The following is a 14,903-nucleotide window of genomic DNA, read 5'->3' as shown; positions in this document are numbered from 1 at the left end:
AGTCACCACGCCAGGGGCTAGCCGCCCTGGTATTGCTGGTAGACCGCCTGCGCCAGCGTCAGCAGCCGGGCGCGCTCCAGCGGCCCGGCCAGCGCAAAGCCGAGGTCGCGGTCGATCCAGTAGAACGCCATCGGCGCCGGGCCTGGAGCCGGCCGCCGAGAACCTTCGCGCGCCATGCGTTCGACGCGGAAGCCGGTGTCGGGCGTGCCTTGCGCCATGCGCCGCAACTGCAGCGACAGGCGCGTGCCGTCGTCCGCTTCGTACATCAGGATGGCCGACGGGCCGCCTTCGGCCACGCCCAGCCGTCCGCCGATCAGGTGGAAGCCCTGCGCGCGCAGGTCGGGCACTTGCAGCGCCATGCCGAGGCGCTTGGACAACCACGCGATCAGGTGCGCCTCGTCGCTGGCGGCGACTTCCACCGGGTGGCGCATTTCCGGCGCGTACACCACATGCGTGGCAAGCGCCTCGCGCGCAAAGCGCTCGCCGGGTGCCATCGCCACGGTGGTGGTGGTGTCCATGCGATCGTGGGCCATCCAGCCGAGCGCGCCCCCGAGCGCCAGCAATGCCACCGAGGCACAGCTCGCGGCCAGCGCCATGGTCCAGCGCGGCGCGCGGCGGCGCCCGGCCTGGCGCGGCTCGCCATGCAGGGCGGGCGGCAGCGCGGCCATCGGCACCGGCTCGTTCAATACGGGATCCAGCATGCCGTGCAGCGCATCGGCCTGGCGGCGCCACGCGGCGACCTGCGCCGCTGCATCCGGGTGCTGCGCCAGGTACGCTTCCACCGCGGCGCGGCGCGCGCCAGACAGCTGGCCATCGGCGTAGGCATGGAGATCGGCTTCGTGGATCGCGGACATCATTTCACCCGCTGCAGTGAGCTGGCGGCAGGTATCGGCTGGGCGGGGGCACCGCCGTCGAGCAGCCGCCGCATCTGCTCGCGCGCACGCGCCAGGCGCGACATCACCGTGCCTTGCGGGATGTCGAGCACGCGCGCCGCCTCGGCATAAGTCAGTTGTTCCAGGCTGACCAGCAGCAGCACCGCGCGCTGGGCTTCGGGCAGCTGCGCCAGCGCCTGCAGCAGATCGCGGCGCAGGCCGGGGTCGGCCGCGGGCGCGCTGACCTCGGGCAGGGTATCGGTGGCCACCACCAGGTCCTTGCGGCGCAAGCTGTTCAGGCGCAGCCGGTGCATCAGGGTCAGCAGCCACGGCAACAGGCCGTCGGCGCCGTCGCCCCACCAGGCGCCGGGGCGCAGGCGGAAGCGCCAGCGGTAGCGCAGCGCGCGCTCGAGCGTGTCCTGCACCAGGTCGTCGGCCTGCGCCGAGTCGCCGGTAAGGCCGCGCGCGTGGCGCCGCAGCCGCGGCGCCAGCGCGACGAGCTGGCCTTCAAAGCCTTCCATGCCGTGGCTTGCTTCAGTACGTCCGGGGCATCAGCCCATCAGGGCTTGGCGACGTGCCAGACGTTGTTGAGGTTGTCGCCGGTCTTGTCGCCAGGCTTGGCGTCCTTGGCAAAGCGGTACAGCGGCATGCCGCGATAGGCCCACTGCTTGCCGCCGTCATCGCGCGTGATGATGGTGTATTGGCCCGACGCGTTGGTGCCTGGCGCGGCCATCAGCGGCGGCCAGTTGGTGGCGCAGGGGCCGTTGCAGGCGCTCTTGCCGCTGTTGGCGATGTCGCGGTCGAAGGTGTACAGCGTCAGGCCCTGCGGGTCAGTCAGCACGCCACCGGTCACCTTCACCGTGGGCGGCATGGTGCCGGCGCTGCTGCCGCCCATGCCCATGCCCATGCCGGAACAGCCGGCGAGCAGGACAGCCGCGCAGCCGAGCGCCAGCGCGGCGGGACGAACGAGGGATGCTGCAGAGGTAAGACGCACACGTGCCATGATCTTGTTCTCCATGCTAACCGGTGCCGCCAGCCGGCACCGCTCCTACAGTAAACACCGGATGTGATGCCTTTATTCCGTCACCTTGTAAAAAAGTCGAAAAAAAACCTGCCCGGAGGCAGGTTTTCTTGCATCGCACCATGGTGCGTCGTAAGTGGCGGTCAGAGTTCGCCGTAGCTATGCAGGCCAGACAGGAACATGTTGACGCCGAGAAACGCAAAGGTCGTCACCAGCAGTCCGACCAGCGCCCACCACGCAGCCACCGTCCCGCGCAGCCCCTTCATCAGCCGCATGTGCAGCCACGCCGCGTAGTTCAGCCACACGATCAGTGCCCAGGTCTCCTTCGGATCCCAGCTCCAGTAACCGCCCCAGGCTTCTGCCGCCCACAGCGCGCCGAGGATGGTGGCGATGGTGAAGAAGGCAAACCCGACCGCGATGGCCTTGTACATCACGTCGTCGAGCAGCTCCAGCGACGGCAGCCGTTCTGCCAGGATGCCGCGCTGCTTGAGCAGGTATGCGACCGACACCATCGCCGCCAGCGCAAAGGTGCCGTAGCCGATGAAGTTGGCCGGCACGTGGATCTTCATCCACCAGCTCTGCAGCGCAGGCACCAGCGGCTGGATTTCCTGCGCGTTGCGGGTGACCGTGTACCACAGCAGGAAACCCACCGCGGCCGATACCACCAGCATCACGAACGGTCCCAGCGCGCGCGTGCCGTAGCGGCCTTCGTAGTACAGGTAGAACAGCGAAGTGATCAGCGTGAACAGCACGAACACTTCATACAGGTTCGAGATGGGGATATGGCCGATGTCGGTGCCGATCAGGTACGACTCGTACCAGCGCACCAGCATGCCGGTGAAGCCCAGCACGATCGCGCCCCAGCACAGCTTGCTGCCGATGCTGTAGCCGGTGTTCGAGCGTGTGGCCAGCCCGACCCAGTAGAACAGCGTGGACAGGAACACCAGCGCGCTCATCCACAGGATGGCCGACTGGCTCGACAGGAAGTACTTGAGGAAGAACGCCTGGTCCGCACGCGCGAGCTGGCCCTGGTAGAGCTGGATCGCGAACAGCGACAGCACCGTCAGCCCCAGCATCAGCGGACGTACCGCCTTCCACTGCCAGCCGAGCAGTGCAAAGGTAGGCACGGCGCCGATCAGCACCGCCTTGTCGTAGCCATCCATCCACTGCCCGTATCGCGACAGCGCAACGCCCGCGCCGACGGCCAGCGCCAGCGCGAACAGCCAATCCACCCACGTCAGCCGGCGCAGGAAGGAAGGTTCGAGATAGGCCTCGTCGCCGGCGCCCCCAGGGGCAGGCGTGGCGCGCGTGGCTTGCGTGGCGCCGCGCATGGTTTGGTCGCCGGGATTCAGATTTGAAGACATAGCGTACCTGCTCGTTTAATCGCTGCCGTTTTGATGTGGCGTTTCCGCGGGGGTCCCGCCGGCAGCACGGCCGATGTCGTCGCGCAGTGCCGTGAATTCCTTTTCGAAATCCATCGTGCGGCGCTGGGTCGACATCGCCATCAGTACATGGCTGCTGGACGGCACGGCGTCTCCCTCGGCGGGCTTGTCCTTGATCCAGATCCAGACGCGGCGCTCGCGGATATAGAACATCGCGAACACCCCCAGTGTCAGCAGCAGACAGCCAAGATACACGATGTTCTTGCCCGGCGCACGGGTCATCTGGAACACGCTGGCCTTGATCTCCTTGAACTCGTCAAGTTGCAGGAATACCGGTGCGCCGTAGAAAAAACTGTCTGACAGCGCACTGATCGCCTGCTGCAGGAAGGTGCCGCTCTGTGCGCTGTTTGGCACCACCGGCAGCTTGTCCTGGGCGCGCGCCAGCTGCCACAGCTCCCACATCGAGCCATTCAGTATCTTCAGCAGGACGTCGGCGGCCTTCTGCTGCTCGGCCTGCGGCACCGACTTTTCCAGGAATGCCGCGATTGCGGTGAAGCCGCCCGGGGGCGAGTCCGGCGTCGGGCGCGTGGCGCCCGCAAACAGGTCGAGCGCGCGCAGTGCGCTTTCGGCAAGCTGGCGGCGCAGGTCGGCCTTGTCGTCTCCCGGCATCGACGCCAGCGCAAAGCGGCGGGCGGCCTCGCCCCGAAGCGCGCGGTCCTGCAACGCGGCGCGCAGGCGCATCCAGTCGGCAACGCTGCCCTGGTCGTCGGCGGGAATGCGCAGGTAGCGGAACTGCTCGCTCGGCGATTCGCGCATGCCGGCCAGGAACACCGACTGCCCGTCCATCTGCACCGGCACCATGTAGTTGTTGTACTCGCGCGCCTGCCCGGTGCGATCGCGCAGCTTGTACTGCACGGACGGGCCTACGTTGCGCAGCGTCTTGGCGCGGTCGGCGCTGGCCGCGGCACCCAGGTGCTTTTCCAGCGTCTCGTTCAGCGATTTGCGCGCGACGCCGCGTGCGTCAGGCTTGCCCGAGGCATCGGTGACGTTCTCGATATTCATCAGCCGGAAGTCGCTGAACTCGACCGTCACGCCTTCGTTGTCCGCGCCGGTGCCGGTGCCCTTCAGCGGCGCATTGCCGCCCACGGCACCATTGATGGCAAAGGTGCCACGAGCGGTGCCCTGCATCGGGTAGCCGACGAACTTCAGGCGCGAGCCGCCATCTTCGAAGCTGGACTGGTAGATGGCGATGCCGTCGACGATCAACGGCTCGTTCACCTTGATGGTGGCCTCGGTCTGCTTGCCGGTGACGCGGTCGGTGACGATCACGTCCGAGGCGAACAGCTTGGGCATGCCGGTCTCGTAGAAGTCGATCGAGAACTTCTTGAGCGTCAGCGCAAACGGCAGGTCCTGCACCAGCGCGCCGTCGGCGACGTTCAGGATGGCCGTGGACACGGTCTGCCCCTCGGGCACATAGGCATTGCCGCGGAAACCGGGGTTGGTCGCCGGCAGCCGGTGCTGCGGCGGGATCTCGCTGATCACCGCGTTGCCGCTGATCGGGGTCTTGCCACCCAGCCACATCTGCGCGCGGATCAGCATGTCGCCATCGAGCAGGCCGCCGATGCAGATCACCACGATGGCGGTATGCGCCAGGATATAGCCGACCTTGTTGGCGGCCCCCGCCTTGCCCGCCAGCAGCGTGGCGCCGTCATGGTCGACGGCCTTGATGCGGTAGCCGCGGTTGCGCAGCAGCGCCGACAGCCTGCCGACCGCCTCGGTGCGCGCGCGCGCGCCGTCGAACTCGCCGCGATGATGGAAGGCGCGCAGGCTGCGCTCGCGCACATGGTCCTTCCATGAGCGCATGTCCCCGATCATCTTGGGGGTGTTGCGCACCAGGCAGAGCGTGGTGGACACCACCAGGAAGGCCAGGATCAGCAGGAACCACCACGAGCCGTAGACCTTCTGCAGCGATAGCGTATGGAACACATCGGCCCAGAACGGACCGAACTGGTTGACGTAGTTCGGATACGGCTCATTCTGCTTGAGCACGGTACCGATCACGCTGGCGATGGAGATCACCGTCAGCAGCGCGATCGCGAAGCGCATCGAGGACAACAATTCGACCGCGTCGCGCAACACGCGGTGAGAGGTCTTCAGGTGCAGCCCTGAAGTGGAAGCGGTCGACATGTGCAGTGACACCTAAGACAACATGCTGCTTTGAAATGAAAAAGGGTGGACTTGCTTGAACGAGCAGGCCACCCTTTTCGATTTTGACAGGCGCGTTCGGTTGCATGCCGCGCGGGCTGCACGCCGAAGCGCCGGCGCCCGGCGGCGCCAGCGTACTGCGCTAACGTCGTTACCGGACGCCGGCGACGTAGTCCGCCACCGCCTTGATCTCGGCATCCGACATCTTGGCAGCGATGGTCGTCATGACCGAATTATTCTTGCGGGTGCCCTGGCGGAACGCCACCAGCTGTGCCTCGGTGTATTCCGACCACTGTCCGCCGATACGCGGATACTGGGCCGGAATGCCGGCGCCGGTGGGGCCATGGCAGGCGGCGCAGGCCGGCACGCCCTTGGCGGCGATGCCGCCACGGTAGATCTTCTGGCCTTCCTCGATCGTGTTCTTGTTCTTGGCGGTGGCCGGCTTGATCGGCTGCTTGGCCAGGTAGGCGCCGATGTTGCGCATTTCGTCGTCGGTCAGCACCGATGCCATCGGCACCATGATCGCGTTGTTGCGCGCCTTGGACTTGAAATCGGCCAGTTGCTTGTGGACGTATTCCGGATGCTGGGCGGCCAGCTTGGGGTTGGCGGCGGCCGCGCTGTTGCCGGCTGCGCCGTGGCAGCTCAGGCAGGCAGGCACATTGCGATCAGGGGCGCCTTGCGTGTACAGCGTCTCACCCTTGGCCGGGTCGGCCTTCGCGGCGGCCTGCTCTGCGGCAGATGCCAGTCCGGAAAGGGCGGCTGCAGGAACGGCCAGTGCCAGGACACCCAGAATCTTCGCAATGCGGTTCATTCGCACACCTTCTCTGAATTGTTTTGGATACCGTGATGCATGCCGACCGGCACTCTGCCGGCGGTGAGGACGCGCCGGGGCAAAGGCCTGACATCGGGGCGACCCGCGCGGATGACCGATCCGCTGCGGTTTGCCTGGCGGCAGACCTCCGCCAGCCCCTGCTCCGCCGCCGCGGCACCCGAGGTGCAACGCGTGATGCGAAACAAGGCCGTGCCCACGATAGGACGACACAACGAGGCTTCCCGTCCGGACAACGGCAGCCGAGCCACGCGGCAAAGGATGTCGCGCGTCACCCGGTCAGGAGACCGTAAACCGGCGTATTGTACAATAAGTTATGTGCCGGATTGATGCCTTGCGCCCTGCTGTGCCGTGTTGAACCGGCCGCGGGCTGCGCCAGATCAAAGCCCGGCGAGCGGCCCCGGCCGCAGCCCTGCCCACCCCTGGCGGTACCCCGGCCACGGCCGCGCCAATGCGCGCCGCGCGGCGCCCCGCCCTACCTCTCCAGCGCATGTCCCTTCTCCACCAGGCCCGCTTCTTCATTACCGTCAACCACCTGCGCGACCTGCCCGCCACGGCCGTGCCCGAAGTAGCGTTCGCCGGCCGCTCCAACGCCGGCAAGTCCACCGCCATCAACATCCTGTGCAACCAGAAGCGGCTGGCGTTTTCCTCGCGCACGCCCGGGCGCACGCAGCACATCAACTATTTCACGGTGGCCCCGGTCAAGGCACCGGACCCGCAGGCATTCCTGGTCGACCTGCCGGGCTACGGTTATGCAGAGGTGTCGGGCTCGGCCAAATACCACTGGCAGGGCCTGCTCAGCGACTACGTGCAGACGCGGCCGCAACTCTCGGGACTGATCCTGATGATGGATGCGCGCCGTCCGTTCACCGATCTCGATTGCCAGATGGTCGAGTGGTTCCTGCCCACCGGCAAGCCGATCCACGTTCTGCTGACCAAAGCCGACAAGCTCACCAACAGCGAGAACGCCAAGGCGCTGCGCGAGACGCGCAAAATGCTGCAGGGCTACGCAGAGCAGCTGGAAACGCCGGTGCCCCTGACCGCACAGCTGTTTTCGAGCCTCAAGCGTCGCGGCATCGAAGAAGCGCAGGGCGTGATCGCCGGCTGGCTCAACCTGCCGGAAGCGCAGAAGAACGCGGCGCAGGACGGTGCCACGGCACCAACGGCGGCTGAACCTCCTGCCACCACAGACCCTGCGGCATAACGCCGCAGCGTAGCCAGCGCGCAAAAAAAGCCCCGTTGCAAGCAACGGGGGCGAACTTTCCCGCCGCTGGGGCGGGTACCCGCTCAGGGAGGAGTAGCGGGGGACACCGCGCCACGCAAGCGCAACGCACATAGTGTCCGCGAGTATGATGGCGGGCACGCATAAAAGTTTAGTTTTTCTTCAGCCGGCAACTTTGCGCCGCGCGCGCAGTGCTTGCCGGCTGGCAAATTGGACATTTCTGTCCCGTCTCCAGCACAAGAAGCCTGCCATGTCGACCTTCCCCGAGTACCGCCCGCGCCGCATGCGCCGCGACGATTTCTCCCGCCGCATGATGCGCGAACATCGCCTGTCGCCGGACAACCTGATCTACCCGGTGTTCATCCTCGACGGCCAGAACCAGCGCCAGTCCGTGGCGTCGATGCCGGGCGTCGAGCGGGTCTCCGTGGACCTGCTGATGCCGGTGGCCGAAGATTGCGTCAAGCTCGGCATCCCGGTGCTCGCGCTGTTCCCGGTGATCGACCCCTCGCTGAAAACGCCCGATGGCATCGAGGCCATCAATCCCGACGGCCTGGTGCCGCGCGCGGTGCGGGCGCTGAAAGACCGCTTTCCCGAACTCGGCGTGCTCTGCGACGTTGCGCTCGATCCCTACACCAGCCACGGCCAGGACGGCGTGCTGGATGAAAACGGCTACGTCATCAATGACACCACCGTGGAGATCCTGGTGCGCCAGGCGCTGGCCCAGGCCGACGCGGGCGTCGATATCGTGGCCCCGTCCGACATGATGGACGGCCGCATCGGCGCGGTGCGCACGGCGCTGGAAGACAACGGCCACATCCATACCCGCATCATGGCCTACTCGGCCAAGTACGCATCGGCCTTCTACGGCCCCTTCCGCGATGCAGTGGGCTCGGCCGCCAACCTGGGCAAGGGCAACAAGATGACCTACCAGATGGACCCGGCCAACACCGACGAAGCGCTGCGCGAAGTGGCGCAGGACATCCTCGAAGGCGCCGACATGGTGATGGTCAAGCCCGGCATGCCTTACCTCGATATCGTGCGCCGCGTGAAGGACGAGTTCCGCTTCCCGACCTACGTCTACCAGGTCAGCGGCGAGTACGCGATGCTGAAGGCCGCCGCGCAGAACGGCTGGCTCGACCACGACAAGGTCATGATGGAATCGCTGCTGGCCTTCCGCCGCGCCGGCGCCGACGGCATCCTGACCTATTTCGCACGCGACGCCGCGCGCCTGCTGGCCGCCTGACCTGCATCGCACGATCGCTCTATCGCTCTGTGGGAACCCAAGCGCCTATGGAACTGCTCGGCTTCTCGGCCAGCCAGGTACACCCGCTCGCCTCGCTGACCGAAGCGGCCAGCTTCCTCGGCGGCAATGCCGCCGCGCTGTTCGTCTGGGCGGACTTTTCCACCGAGGAAGTCACGGCTGCCCCGGACGCCTGGCGCGAGAACGTGCGCCAGCTCGCCGGCGCTTCGGTCCTCGACCTGCACCTGGCCGACGCCACCAATGCCGCGCATCCGTCGTATTTCGACACGACCAACGCGTATGACATGGTGATCTTCCGCAAGCTGACCTTCGAGACCAGCCGCGCGATCGCCGAGGCCGAGCCGCAGGAGGCAACGCCGGCCAATGCGCCCAGAGCGTCTGGCGATGCGACGACGGCGCGTGCGCGCCGGTATCCGCCCGGCTTCCTGCCCGCACTGGCCAAAATCGATACGCAGCCGGTCACGTTCTTCGTCTTCGATACGCTGCTGGTCACGGTACGCAACGGCCCGTCGCGCACCGTCGACCAGGTGCGCCAGCGCCTGCTCGAGCTCTGCCAGGCGCCGCGGCCGCAGGCGTCGCCCGCGCGCGGCAACGGCCAGACGCTGCTGCACGGCGTGCGCCCGCCCAACCGGCCCGAGGATCTGATGCTGCGCCTGCTCAATGCGATGGTGGACCGCTATCTGGAACTGCGCGCCCCGCTGACGCGCCAGCTCGACCGCTGGCAGCGCGCGCTGCTGAACTCGCGCCGCAGTTTTTCCAGTTGGGAGGGGCTGCTCGACGCGCGCATCCAGCTGCGCAAGCTGGAGCACCTGAGCGAGGAACAGCGCGACGCGCTGCAGGAATTCCGCGACAGCCTGCTCGACAACCGCTACAGCAGCGACCAGCACGGCACCCCGGTAGATGTCCCGGGTCGCGACGAACTGTTGCTGGTGCGCATCAACGACGTGATGGAACATATCCAGCGCGTGCTCGCGCATGCGCGGCGGCTGGAGGATTCAATCGAGTCGGCGGTGCAGATCCACTTTTCGGCGGTGGCCCACCGCACCAACCGCACCATGCGCATGCTGACGCTGATCACGGCGCTGTTCATGCCGCTGACGCTGATCACCGGCATCTTCGGCATGAATTTCGAGCGCATGCCCTGGCTGCAGGCGCCGGACGGATTCTGGTGGTCGATCGGCCTGATGGGGGCGGTGGTGGTGGTGCTGGGCGCGCTGTGGGCCGTGGCGCGGCAGCTGGAGCACTAGCGCAGGCGCAGGTACACCTCAGGTGCTGGTGCGCTTGCCGAAGGCGCGCTCCAGGCTCTCCAGGAAGCGGTTGGCCGACTGGTAGCCAATCACCCGCACCGGCCGCTCGCGCCCATCCGATCCGAACAGGATGATCCCCGGCGGCCCGAACAGCCCGAAGCGCTTGAGCAGCGCCTTGTCGTCGGCATTGTTGGCGGTCACATCCGCCTGCAGCAGCACGATCTCGGACAGCCGCGCGCGCACGCGCGGGTCGACGAAGGTCATGCGCTCCATTTCCTTGCAGCTGACGCACCAGTCGGCATAAAAATCGAGCAGCACCGGCTTGCCGGCCGCGGCGGCCTGCGCCACGCGGGCATCCAGTTCCGCGACGCTGCGCACGCGCTCGAAGCGCACCGCCTGAGCGGCGCCCGCGCTTTCCACACCACCGCGGCCTGCGCTCAGGTGCGACAACGGCTGCAGCGGATCGCGCCCGCCCGACGCCACGCCGATCAGCACGATGGCCGCGGCGATCGCGAACAAGACACCAAGCCCCTTGCCCACGCGCGCCAGGTTGCGCGGATCGGCCCCGAGCCCGTCAAAGGCGCCGAGGAACACCGCGGCCACCAGCAGCAATGCCGCCAAAAGCAGCATCGTCGTCCATGCCGGCAGCACCGGCCCGAGCATCCACAACGCCACCCCCAGCAGCAGGAAGCCGAAGAAGCGCTTGGTCACCTCCATCCAGCGGCCTGCGCGCGGCAGCAGGTTGCCCGCACCCACGCCCACCAGCACCAGCGGCACGCCCATGCCGATCGCCATCGCAAACAGCGCTGCGCCACCGATGACCGCATCGCGCGTCTGCGCGATATAGGCCAGCGCCCCCGCCAGCGGCGCGGTCACGCAGGGCCCGACGATCAGCGCGGAGATCGCGCCCATCGCTGCCGCGCCAGCCACCTGACCACCCTGGCGGCGGTTGGACGATTCCGTCAGCCGCGCCTGCCAGCGCTGCGGCAGCTGCAGCTCGTACAGGCCGAACATCGACAGTGCCAGCGCCACCATCAGCGCGGCGAACAGGCCCAGCACCCATGGCGTCTGCAGCGCGGCCGACAGGCCTTCGCCCAGCAGCCCTGCAGCCACGCCGACGGCGGTGTACACCACCGCCATGCCCAGTACATAGGCCAGCGACACCACCAGCGCACGGCTGCGCGTGACATGCTCGCCGATGACGATCGACGACAGGATCGGCACCATCGGCAGCACGCACGGCGTGAAGGTCAGCAGCAGGCCCAGGCCGAAGAAGAGCGCCGCGATCAGGCCCATGTTGCGGCTCGCCAGCGCGCCGGCGATGCGGTCGGAGTCGTCGGCACGCAGCGATGCGGCGGCAGCCGGCTGGGCTGGCTGGGCCTGCAGCGGGGCGGCAGCGGTCGCATCGGAGCGCCCGCGCTTGCCGAACAGGTCGGCCAGGCCGGTGCCACCGACCTTGTAGACGCTTTCCATCGGTGGATAGCACAGGCCCTTGTCGGCGCAGCCCTGCGAGGTGACCGTCAGCGTCCACTTGCCGTCCGCCGGCGCCGCCGCCACCGGCACGCGGATGGTCACGCTGTCCCGGTACGTCTCCATCTCCTTGCCGAAGGTGTCGTCGAACTTGACCTTGCCGTGCGGGAGGTCCGGCGTGCCGAGCTTCACGGCGGCAGGCTCCGTCGCAAAGGCGAATCGCTCCCGGTACATGTAGTAGCCGGGCGCGACATCGAAACGCACCTCCACGGTGTTGTCGTCGATCTGGCGCGCGGCGAAGCGGAAGGCTTGCTCCGGCGGCAGGAAGTCGTCCTCCGTTGCCGCCAGCGCCGCACCAGCCAGGCAAAGCCAGGCCAGTACCGCCAGCAGGCCTGCGGCAATATGCCGCGCCTGAACCAGCCCGCGTGCCCGCTCCGGAAGTGCCAAACCGATGTTCATGAAGCTGTTTCCTGTCTGTCCTGGCCGATGGGCCCTGCCGTACCCACTGCTGCGCGGCAGCCCCCTTCGCCCATTATCCCGCCGCCTGCGCGCCGGTATCCGTCTCGCTGCCAACCCACGCCAGGTACGGTGCAAAGCCCGCCGTCACCGGCACGGCGATGATCTCCGGCACGTCATAGGGGTGATGTTGCCGGATCACGGCCTCGAGTGCAGCGTAGCGCGCGCGCGTGGTCTTGATCAGCAGCGGCCATTCGCGCGCCTGCTCCAGCACGCCTTGCCACCAGTACTCGGATTCCACCGGGGCCAGACGGTTCACGCAGGCCGCCGCGCGCGCCTCCAGCACTGTCCGGGACAGCCGCGCTGCCGTCTCGGCATCAGGGGTATTGGTGATCACCACGAGCACCTCCGCGGGGTCGGGTGACTGGCTGGCATCGGGCATCGGCACTCTCCTGGTACGGCTGGCAAGGGTGGCACGGGCGGCTGGCGCCCAAAACAAAAGAGCCAGGCGGATGCCTGGCTCGATTGTAAGCGGTGTGCCCGGAACCGTCTCACGACGGCAGCGGGCAGGAAACGCACTTATTCCGCGGCTTCTTCGGCCGGGGCTTCGGTGATTTCCGGACGATCCACCAGCTCGACCAGCGCCATCGGCGCGTTGTCGCCCTGACGGAAGCCGAACTTCAGGATGCGGGTGTAGCCGCCCGGACGGGTGGCGTAGCGCGGGCCCAGTTCGGTGAACAGCTTGGTGACCATGTCGCGGTCGCGCAGGCGGGCGAAGGCCAGGCGGCGGTTGGCAACGGTGTCCTTCTTGGCCAGCGTGATCAGCGGCTCGACGACCTTGCGCAGTTCCTTGGCCTTGGGCACGGTGGTCTTGATCAGCTCGTGCTGGAACAGCGAGTTGGACATGTTGCGCAGCATCGCGAGGCGGTGCGACGAGGTGCGGTTCAGTTTCCGCAGACCATGACGGTGACGCATGATGATTCCTTTCAGTTAAGTGTTTGACCAGCTCTTCTATCGTCCGATACGGGCGGACGCGGGCCGGTAGTCATACGAGCCCCGGCCGAAGCCAGGGCGGTTACCGCGGTGCAGGGGCTAACGCCCCCGCGCCACAATTACTTTTCCAGACCTGCGGGCGGCCAGTTCTCGAGCTTCATGCCGAGGGTCAGGCCACGCGAGGCGAGGACTTCCTTGATCTCGTTGAGCGACTTGCGACCCAGGTTCGGGGTCTTCAGCAGCTCGTTCTCGGTACGCTGGATCAGGTCGCCGATGTAGTAGATGTTCTCGGCCTTCAGGCAGTTGGCCGAACGCACCGTCAGCTCCAGGTCGTCGACCGGGCGCAGCAGGATCGGATCGATCTGCGGCGTGCGGCTCGAAGCAGCCTCGGCTGCCGACTCGGTGCCTTCCAGCGCGGCGAACACGGACAGCTGGTCGACCAGGATGCGGGCCGACTGGCGGATCGCTTCCTCGGGCGAGATCACGCCATCGGTTTCGATGTTCATCACCAGCTTGTCCAGATCGGTACGCTGCTCCACGCGAGCGGATTCAACGGCGTACGACACGCGGCGCACCGGCGAGAACGAGGCGTCCAGCACGATGCGGCCGATGACCTTGCCCGACTCGTCGCCGAACTTGCGCACGTTGCCCGGCACGTAGCCACGGCCCTGCTCGACCTTGATCTGCATGTCCAGCTTGCCGCCGGCCGACAGGTGGGCGATCACGTGGTTCGGGTTGATGATCTCGACGTCGTGCGGCAGCTCGATATCGGCAGCCGTGACAACGCCTTCGCCATCCTTGCGCAGCGACACCGTGACTTCATCACGGTTGTGCAGCTTGAACACCACGCCCTTCAGGTTGAGCAGCAGGTTGACGACATCTTCCTGCACGCCGTCGATGGTGGAATACTCGTGGACCACCCCAGCGATCGTGACTTCGGTCGGGGCATAGCCGACCATCGACGACAGCAGCACGCGACGCAGGGCGTTACCGAGCGTATGGCCGTAGCCGCGCTCGAACGGCTCCATCACGACTTTGGCGTGATGGTCGCCCAGAGGCTCGACGGCGATGATTTTTGGCTTGAGGAGTGCTGTTTGCATTAGGTTGTCCTTTTCAATACCCTCGGCTCGTTACACCGATAAGGCTGACGTTTGGAACCTGAAAATACCCATCGTAACGATGGGCGAAGCCCGACCGCGCGTAGCGCGCGTCGGGCTGAAAGAGAAGCTTTGCGGAGAACGCAAGCGCTGGGCCGTCTGCCTCGCGGATTAACGCGAGTACAGTTCGACGATCAGGCTTTCGTTGATGTCGCCAGAGATATCGGCGCGATCCGGAACTTGCTTGAAGGTACCTTCGAACTTCTTGGCATCCACGGCAACCCAGGTCGGGAAGCCCGACTGCTCGGCCAGCGACAGCGCTTCGGCGATACGGACTTGCTTCTTCGACTGCTCGCGGATGGCGATGATGTCGCCCGACTTGATCTGGGCCGACGGCACGTTCAGGGTCTGACCGTTCACCAGGATCGCCTTGTGCGAAACCAGCTGGCGCGCTTCAGCGCGGGTCGAGCCGAAGCCCATGCGGTACACCACGTTGTCCAGGCGCGATTCCAGCAGTTGCAGCAGGTTTTCGCCGGTGTTGCCCTTGCGGCGATCGGCTTCGGCGAAGTAGCGGCGGAACTGGCGCTCGAGCACGCCGTAGATGCGCTTGACCTTCTGCTTTTCGCGCAGCTGGTTGCCGTAGTCCGAGGTGCGTGCACCCGAGGTGCGGCCATGCTGGCCCGGCTTGCTGTCCAGCTTGCACTTGTCGGCCAGCGAGCGGCGCGAGCTCTTCAGGAACAGGTCGGTGCCTTCACGGCGGGAAAGTTTGGCCTTCGGGCCGGTATAACGTGCCACGTTGTCTTCCTTTGATCGATCACGGCGCCTTCTTGACGCGCCGCGAGTCCGCC

Annotated in this window: 14 protein-coding genes; 3 read left to right on the top strand and 11 right to left on the bottom strand. The window is 66.7% G+C overall.

Going from position 1 to position 14,903, the window contains the following annotated elements:
* Nucleotides 1–17: 17 nt before the first annotated feature.
* The 6 genes from ACAD63_RS01580 to ACAD63_RS01555 form a co-directional block, all read right to left on the bottom strand.
* Nucleotides 18–857: an anti-sigma factor family protein gene (locus tag ACAD63_RS01580; RefSeq protein WP_135706068.1), complete on the bottom strand. Its 840-nt coding sequence runs from the start codon at nucleotides 855–857 to the stop codon at nucleotides 18–20.
* Nucleotides 854–1,393: an RNA polymerase sigma factor gene (locus tag ACAD63_RS01575; RefSeq protein WP_133093439.1), complete on the bottom strand. Its 540-nt coding sequence runs from the start codon at nucleotides 1,391–1,393 to the stop codon at nucleotides 854–856. The genes ACAD63_RS01580 and ACAD63_RS01575 overlap by 4 nt, the downstream gene beginning before the upstream one ends.
* Before the next feature lie 38 nt (nucleotides 1,394–1,431).
* The gene (locus ACAD63_RS01570) at nucleotides 1,432–1,875 is read right to left on the bottom strand and encodes a COG4315 family predicted lipoprotein (RefSeq protein WP_434033339.1); all 444 of its coding nucleotides are present in this window, start codon (nucleotides 1,873–1,875) and stop codon (nucleotides 1,432–1,434) included.
* A 161-nt stretch (nucleotides 1,876–2,036) separates the two neighbouring features.
* On the bottom strand, nucleotides 2,037–3,257 hold the full coding sequence (gene ccsB / locus ACAD63_RS01565) for a c-type cytochrome biogenesis protein CcsB (protein ID WP_434033338.1): 1,221 nt from the start codon (nucleotides 3,255–3,257) through the stop codon (nucleotides 2,037–2,039).
* 15 nt (nucleotides 3,258–3,272) lie between these two features.
* Nucleotides 3,273–5,462 carry a cytochrome c biogenesis protein ResB gene (locus ACAD63_RS01560; RefSeq protein WP_195431098.1) on the bottom strand — a complete coding sequence of 730 codons (2,190 nt, stop codon included), beginning with the start codon at nucleotides 5,460–5,462 and terminating at the stop codon, nucleotides 3,273–3,275.
* Nucleotides 5,463–5,631: 169 nt separating this feature from the next.
* Entirely contained in the window at nucleotides 5,632–6,291 is a 660-nt protein-coding gene (locus ACAD63_RS01555) for a c-type cytochrome (protein ID WP_133093435.1), read from the bottom strand.
* 508 nt (nucleotides 6,292–6,799) lie between these two features.
* On the opposite strand from ACAD63_RS01555, the gene yihA reads away from it, so the two are divergent.
* The 3 genes from yihA to ACAD63_RS01540 all read left to right on the top strand — a co-directional run bounded on the left by yihA (nucleotide 6,800) and on the right by ACAD63_RS01540 (nucleotide 10,039).
* Nucleotides 6,800–7,513: a ribosome biogenesis GTP-binding protein YihA/YsxC gene (gene yihA / locus ACAD63_RS01550; protein WP_135706070.1), complete on the top strand. Its 714-nt coding sequence runs from the start codon at nucleotides 6,800–6,802 to the stop codon at nucleotides 7,511–7,513.
* 268 nt (nucleotides 7,514–7,781) lie between these two features.
* Nucleotides 7,782–8,774: a porphobilinogen synthase gene (hemB, locus tag ACAD63_RS01545; RefSeq protein ID WP_063241266.1), complete on the top strand. Its 993-nt coding sequence runs from the start codon at nucleotides 7,782–7,784 to the stop codon at nucleotides 8,772–8,774.
* A gap of 47 nt (nucleotides 8,775–8,821) precedes the next feature.
* Nucleotides 8,822–10,039 carry a magnesium transporter CorA family protein gene (locus ACAD63_RS01540; RefSeq protein WP_135706071.1) on the top strand — a complete coding sequence of 406 codons (1,218 nt, stop codon included), beginning with the start codon at nucleotides 8,822–8,824 and terminating at the stop codon, nucleotides 10,037–10,039.
* 18 nt (nucleotides 10,040–10,057) lie between these two features.
* On the opposite strand, the gene dsbD is transcribed toward ACAD63_RS01540, so the two are convergent.
* The 5 genes from dsbD to rpsD all read right to left on the bottom strand — a co-directional run bounded on the left by dsbD (nucleotide 10,058) and on the right by rpsD (nucleotide 14,850).
* Nucleotides 10,058–11,968, bottom strand: coding sequence for a protein-disulfide reductase DsbD (dsbD, locus tag ACAD63_RS01535; RefSeq protein ID WP_135706072.1), 1,911 nt, complete (start codon nucleotides 11,966–11,968; stop codon nucleotides 10,058–10,060).
* Nucleotides 11,969–12,041: 73 nt separating this feature from the next.
* A complete protein-coding gene (gene cutA, locus ACAD63_RS01530; protein ID WP_133093431.1) occupies nucleotides 12,042–12,407 on the bottom strand; it encodes a divalent-cation tolerance protein CutA in 366 nt (121 codons plus the stop codon).
* A gap of 137 nt (nucleotides 12,408–12,544) precedes the next feature.
* Nucleotides 12,545–12,940, bottom strand: a complete 396-nt coding sequence (gene rplQ, locus ACAD63_RS01525) for a 50S ribosomal protein L17 (RefSeq protein WP_010812373.1) — start codon at nucleotides 12,938–12,940, stop codon at nucleotides 12,545–12,547.
* 137 nt (nucleotides 12,941–13,077) lie between these two features.
* Nucleotides 13,078–14,058 (bottom strand): DNA-directed RNA polymerase subunit alpha, encoded by a 981-nt coding sequence (locus tag ACAD63_RS01520; RefSeq protein WP_010812374.1) that lies wholly within the window; start codon nucleotides 14,056–14,058, stop codon nucleotides 13,078–13,080.
* Between the two features lie 168 nt (nucleotides 14,059–14,226).
* Nucleotides 14,227–14,850, bottom strand: a complete 624-nt coding sequence (gene rpsD / locus ACAD63_RS01515) for a 30S ribosomal protein S4 (protein WP_133093430.1) — start codon at nucleotides 14,848–14,850, stop codon at nucleotides 14,227–14,229.
* Nucleotides 14,851–14,903: the final 53 nt, after the last annotated feature.

The organism is Cupriavidus sp. a3 (assembly GCF_051015765.1).
Classification (GTDB): domain Bacteria; phylum Pseudomonadota; class Gammaproteobacteria; order Burkholderiales; family Burkholderiaceae; genus Cupriavidus; species Cupriavidus oxalaticus_A.
Note: the sequence above shows the minus strand (reverse complement) of the source record. Positions and strands in the feature narration are given on the sequence as shown.